Source organism: Tardiphaga sp., assembly GCF_028290785.1.
Taxonomy (GTDB): Bacteria; Pseudomonadota; Alphaproteobacteria; order Rhizobiales; family Xanthobacteraceae; genus Tardiphaga.
In genome coordinates, this window is the sequence record NZ_JAQGJD010000337.1 from 1 (window position 1) to 5,413 (window position 5,413).

The following is a 5,413-nucleotide window of genomic DNA, read 5'->3' on the forward strand; positions in this document are numbered from 1 at the left end:
ACGCCAGCGCATGCTCGCGCCCGCCGGAACCGAGGAGAAGAATGTTCATGGAGACTGCCAGACCGGTTTGCGCGAGGAAGCGCAGGGTTTACCCGCCGGCGCGGCACGCCGCAACATCAGCGACGGCGTTGTGGACATCGTCCTTCATCATCCCTCCGACCCGGCGATGATCTCCCGCAAGGTCGCGACATGCCGCGCGAACGCACCCCGCCCGGCCGCCGTCGCGGTCACCGTGGTTTGCGGCTTCTTGCCGACAAATGCCTTCGTCACGGCGACGTAGCCGGTCTTCGCCAGCGTCTCGATATGGGCCCCGAGATTACCGTCGGTGGCGCCGGTGAGTTTCTTCAGCCGGGTGAAATCGAGCCCCTGCCCGTCCGGCAGCGCGGTGAGCGCCGCCATGATGCGCAGCCGCAGCGGCTGATGAATGATATCGTCGAGTTCGGCCATGGTTCAGTTCCGCCGCATCCAGAAGCCGCCGAGCAGCAACCCGCCGCCGTTGACCACGGCCATCCAGAGTTCGAACCACGGGCCGGTGAAAAAATAGCCGACGAGCGTCAGCGCGGTGATGCCGAGCCCAATGGCGACAAAGGCGATACCGAGCCACAGCCCGGCGATGGTGTAGACCAGCATGAAATAGATCGGCCAGAATGCCCCGAGCTGGCGCGGCGTGAAATGCGCGATGCCGACGCTCCATAGCAGGCCGAAGCCGAAGAACAGCACGAGGGCCGCGAACATCCGGCCGTCGAACCGATGCGGGCCGTCGCCAGTGCGGCTGCGGACGCTGATCGCGTAGGAGCCGGCGACGCCGATCAGGTCGATCGCGATCCAGCCATAGCCGGCATAGCGCGGCCACGCCCACGACACCACGTAGCCGATGGCCGTGAGCGGCCCCCACAGCATCAGCATCAGGCTGGCGATCCGGTAGACGCGCGACTGCCGCACGCGCCGCACGACGTTGTCGATATCGGCCAGTGCAACGGCGGCTTCGCGGCGATCGATGGTCATCGTGAACTCACTTCGGATTTGGCGACGTCGTCGGCGATCACCGACACGGCGCGGGGATCGGCGACGATGCCCATGTGATTGATGCCATCAAGCAGCCTGACCTTGATCGACGGCGACTCGCTGCGCATGGCCGCTTCATATTTGCTGGAATCCATCAGCTCGTCATCCGTCCCCGAAAACACCGTGATCGGCTTGCTGGCCGCGGCCAGGTCGGTGCGGAAATCGCGGTGGGTGCCGAAATTGCTGCGCAGCCTTTCGCTATAGGTCGAAACCAGCCTGCTGGTGGAATTCGGCGGCACCGCGAAGGCCACCACCGGCAGGTGGTCGCAGCAGGTGATACCGAGCTTGTCGAGCGCCAGCAGTCCGATGATGCGCGGGATATCCGCACGCGCCCAGCCGCCGCCATCCGGCCGGGCGGTCGGCGCGTCGTAGCCGAGATAGGGCGCCAGCAGGATCGTGCGATCGAACAGGTTCTGGATAGGCGAGCCTGCGACCCGCAGCGCAAATCCGCCGCCGGAGGAGTGGCCGATCAGGGTCAGCGGCGCCGTCGGGTTGTCCTTCCTGACAATGGCGACGAGGTTGGCCAGGTCATCCTCGAGCTGGCCGATATAGCCGATATCCCCCCGCGTGCCGGATGAGCCGTGGCCGCGAATGTCGACCGCATAGGTCTGAACGCCGCGCTGCACCAGCGCCGACGACAGCGCGTGGATGGTGCCGCCGCTGGATCCCGAGGAGCCGTGGATGACGATGGCGATGCGGTCGGTGGCGGGCTGGGCCGGACGATACTGCCGGTAGGCCAGTGCGGTCCCGTCGTGGCCCTCGAAGCGTTGCAGCGCCGGCAGGTTGGCGTAGTCCACCAGCTTGCGGGCCTCCGAGATCGACGCCAGTTCCGGCGGATGCTGCAGCGGCGTGGCGATCAGGGCCACCAGTATCAGCGTCACTACGCCTGTCGCCGCCAATCCCCAACGAATGAGACGGAAAGCGAAGGAAGAGATTGTCGCGACCATGGCAGCCTCCTGTGAGCGGACTTGTTTATAGATTACTCTGTATTACAGAGTAATCTGATTTGCAAGCGCATTGGCGTCCGGCCGTTAAACTCCCTACCTTGCGGGCAATCCTGAAAGCCGAGATTCGATGCCCAAATTGCCCGCCACCTTGTCCAACTCCTCCGAATTCACCGTCACCGAGCTGTCCTCGGCGCTGAAGCGGACGGTGGAGGACGCCTATGGCCATGTTCGGGTGCGCGGCGAAATTTCCGGCTTTCGCGGGCCGCATTCCTCCGGCCACTGCTATTTCGCGCTGAAGGACGAAGGTGCCAAGATCGAGGCGGTGATCTGGAAGGGCGTCCACGGCCGCATGCGGTTCAAGCCGCAGGAGGGGCTCGAGGTCATCGCCACCGGCAAGCTGACCACCTTCCCGGGCTCGTCGAAATACCAGATCGTGATCGAGGCGATCGAGCCGGCCGGCGTCGGCGCGCTGATGGCCTTGATGGAAGAGCGCAAGCGCAAACTATCAGCCGAAGGCCTGTTCGACGAATCGCGCAAGCAGTTGCTGCCGTGGCTGCCGGAAGTGATCGGCGTGGTGACCTCGCCGACCGGCGCGGTGATTCGCGACATCCTGCACCGGCTCGCCGACCGGTTTCCGCGGAGGGTGCTGGTGTGGCCGGTGAAGGTGCAGGGCGAAGGCTCCGCCGAACAGGTCGCAGCCGCCATCCATGGCTTCAATGCGCTGCCGCTGGATGGCCCGATCCCGCGGCCGGATCTCTTGATCGTCGCACGCGGCGGCGGCTCGCTGGAGGACCTGTGGTCGTTCAACGAGGAGATCGTGGTGCGCGCCGCGGCCGAAAGCATGATCCCGCTGATTTCCGCGGTCGGCCACGAGACCGACGTCACGCTGATCGACTTCGCCGCCGACAAGCGCGCGCCGACGCCCACCGCCGCTGCCGAAATGGCGGTGCCGGTGCGCGCCGAACTGTTTGTCGAGATTTCGGCCTATGAGCGCCGCATGATGCTGTGCTGGCAGCGCGGCCAGGATTCCCGTCGCAACGAGCTGCGCGCAGCGACGCGCGCGCTGCCGACGCTCAGCGAGCTGCTGGCGATCCCGCGGCAGCGGCTGGACGGCGCCAGCGCTTCGCTGCCGCGTGCGCTGAAGGCCAATACACATGCGCATCACCGCCGCTTCGCGCAGGCCGCGGCCGGCCTCACGCTGCGCGTGCTGCGCGGCCAGATCGCGCAGGCGACGCATCGCTTCACCGTGGCCGGCGAGCGCCTGACGCTATCGTCGCGCGCGCTGCTGCGGCAGCGCCGCGATCGTTTTGCGGGTCTGGAAATCAGATTAAAGGCGTCGAAGTCCGCCAACGCGCAGGCGCAGCGCAACGCCATTGCCAGGGATCGCGAACGCGCGCTGCGCCTCGGCGAGCGCGCCCATCGCGCGCTGGCGACCATGGTGCAGCGCCAGCAGGCCCGGGTGCTGGCCTCCGGCCAATTGCTCGCCGCATTGTCCTATCGCAGCGTGCTCGCTCGAGGTTTTGCGCTGGTGCGCGATGCCCACGGCGCAGCGCTGCATGCCGCGGCCCATATCGGCCCCGGCGCGCACCTCAGCATCGAATTCGCCGACGGCCGCGTCGGCGCCACCGCGGACCTGGATCGCGCAACCGCAACGGCGCGGGAAACGAAGCCCGCGGCGGCACCGAAGCGCGTGGTGAAACCGGTCGATCAGGGCACGCTGTTCTAGCCGCCTTTAATCCGCGACGGCGCGACCCCATTTATGCTAGGAATTCCGCCAAACGCTCCCTGCCCGGCCGTGCGGCCGGACCATTCAAGGAACCTCTCGTGCTGAACAAATTCGGCCCCTCCGGCAGCGGCCAGGCGCAGCTGCAATATCTCGACGGCGATTTCCGCGTGGTGTCGCCCGGCACCTTCGTGAGTTGCGCCATCACCGGCGAACGCATCCCGCTGGACGAACTGAAATACTGGAGCGTCGATCTGCAGGAAGCCTATGCGGTCCCGACCGCGGTGCTGCAGCGGCATTATCCCGGCGCGCTGAAGGCGAGCTGATCTTCCTGTCCCTCCCCCGCGTCTTCGCGTGGGGAGGGTGGCCGGCCCAATTCTTTCTTATTGGGCCGGTCGGGTGGGGGTGGCGCCCCACGGGAAGCTGTGCCGGTGGCGCCCCCACCCGTCACGTTTGTTCGCTACGCTCTCAAACGCGCCACCCTCCCCACCGCGCAGCTACGCTGCGCCGGGGGAGGGAAAAAAGGCCACACCGTTTCGCGGCAAATCACATCCTAAATGTCATCGCCCGCGCTAGATTCAGCCGCTCGGTGACGAACGCCCGCAGCGCCGCGCGGTCCTCGAAGGCCAGCGTCACCGCGAACGGCACGATGGCGGTCGCTGCCGGCATGCCGCGCAGTTTCACCAGATCCTTTTCCGTCGTCACCAGCGTCAGCCCCTCACGCTGCGCCCGCGCGGCCAGCGCATCGATGTCGCCCGACGTATAGGCATGGTGATCCGGAAAGGCTTTCTCGATCGCCACATCGATGCCGGCACTCCGCAGCGTGCGGAAGAAACGCCCGGGATCGCCGATCCCGGCGAAGGCCAGCACGCGCAGGCCGCGCAACGCAGCTACCGAAGCCTCGTCCGGCAGCAGCCGCGCCGTCAGCACCGGCACGCTATTGGCGGCCAGCATCGTCGCGACGCCGGCGGCAGCCGCGCCGTCGCCGACGATCACCAGCGCGTCGGTGCGCGCCATCTGCAGGTCGAGCGGCGCGCGCAACGGCCCGGCCGGCAGCACGCGGCCATTGCCGAGGCCGCGGTCGCCGTCGATCACGATAATCGACGTGTCCTTCATCACGGCGGGATTCTGGAATCCGTCATCCATCACGATGACGCTGGCGCCGGTGGAGCGCGCCAATGCTGCGCCCGCGACACGGTCGTGCGAAATCACCACCGTCACCTGCCGCGCCATCATCAGCGGCTCGTCGCCGACATCGGCAGCGGCGTGCTTGATCGCATCGACCTTCACCGGGCCGCGCAATTTGCCGCCATAGCCGCGGCTGAGCACCACCGGCGTTTCGCCGAGTTCGCGCAGCAGCGCCACCAGCGCCAGCGTGGTCGGCGTCTTGCCGGCGCCGCCGACATGGTAGTTGCCGACGCAAACAACGGGGATGCCGACGGCAACGCCCTTGCGTGCCATCCGGCTGCCGGCGATCTCGCCATAGATGGCGCCGAGCGGCATCAGCAGGCGCGACAGCCACGTCGAGGGCGGCTGCCAGAACGCCGGCTCACGCATTCGTCGCTCCCGTCTCCAGCTGCATCTGCAGCAGATAGGGCTCCAGCGCATTCATGGTGCGCTCCAGCGCGCCGCCGAGCCGCTCCACGACCTGTTCGGCGGCATCGATGGAAGCTTCGCG

General features: G+C 67.1%; 6 protein-coding genes. 2 read left to right on the plus strand and 4 right to left on the minus strand.

All coding sequences use genetic code 11. From position 1 onward, the window contains the following. Nucleotides 1-147: 147 nt before the first annotated feature. The 3 genes from JWR89_RS21820 to JWR89_RS21830 are packed head-to-tail and all read right to left on the minus strand — an operon-like array spanning nt 148 to nt 2,012. The gene (locus tag JWR89_RS21820; RefSeq protein WP_299720100.1) at nt 148-447 is read right to left on the minus strand and encodes a transcriptional regulator; all 300 of its coding nucleotides are present in this window, start codon (nt 445-447) and stop codon (nt 148-150) included. Between the two features lie 3 nt (nt 448-450). Beyond that, complete coding sequence (locus JWR89_RS21825; RefSeq protein WP_299720101.1) at nt 451-1,005, minus strand: hypothetical protein; 555 nt, start codon at nt 1,003-1,005, stop codon at nt 451-453. After that, on the minus strand, nt 1,002-2,012 hold the full coding sequence (locus JWR89_RS21830) for an alpha/beta fold hydrolase (RefSeq protein ID WP_299720102.1): 1,011 nt from the start codon (nt 2,010-2,012) through the stop codon (nt 1,002-1,004). Before JWR89_RS21830 ends, JWR89_RS21825 begins: the two co-directional genes overlap by 4 nt. 127 nt (nt 2,013-2,139) lie before the next feature. Between JWR89_RS21830 and xseA the strand changes: the two genes are divergently transcribed. Both xseA and JWR89_RS21840 read left to right on the plus strand, forming a co-directional pair. Beyond that, nucleotides 2,140-3,738, plus strand: coding sequence for an exodeoxyribonuclease VII large subunit (xseA, locus tag JWR89_RS21835; RefSeq protein WP_299720103.1), 1,599 nt, complete (start codon nt 2,140-2,142; stop codon nt 3,736-3,738). 98 nt (nt 3,739-3,836) lie between these two features. Next, nucleotides 3,837-4,061: a DUF2093 domain-containing protein gene (locus JWR89_RS21840; protein WP_299720104.1), complete on the plus strand. Its 225-nt coding sequence runs from the start codon at nt 3,837-3,839 to the stop codon at nt 4,059-4,061. A gap of 220 nt (nt 4,062-4,281) precedes the next feature. Here the strand turns inward: JWR89_RS21840 and lpxK are convergent, their stop codons facing one another. After that, nucleotides 4,282-5,292: a tetraacyldisaccharide 4'-kinase gene (gene lpxK / locus JWR89_RS21845; RefSeq protein WP_299720105.1), complete on the minus strand. Its 1,011-nt coding sequence runs from the start codon at nt 5,290-5,292 to the stop codon at nt 4,282-4,284. Between the last annotated feature and the right edge of the window lie 121 nt (nt 5,293-5,413).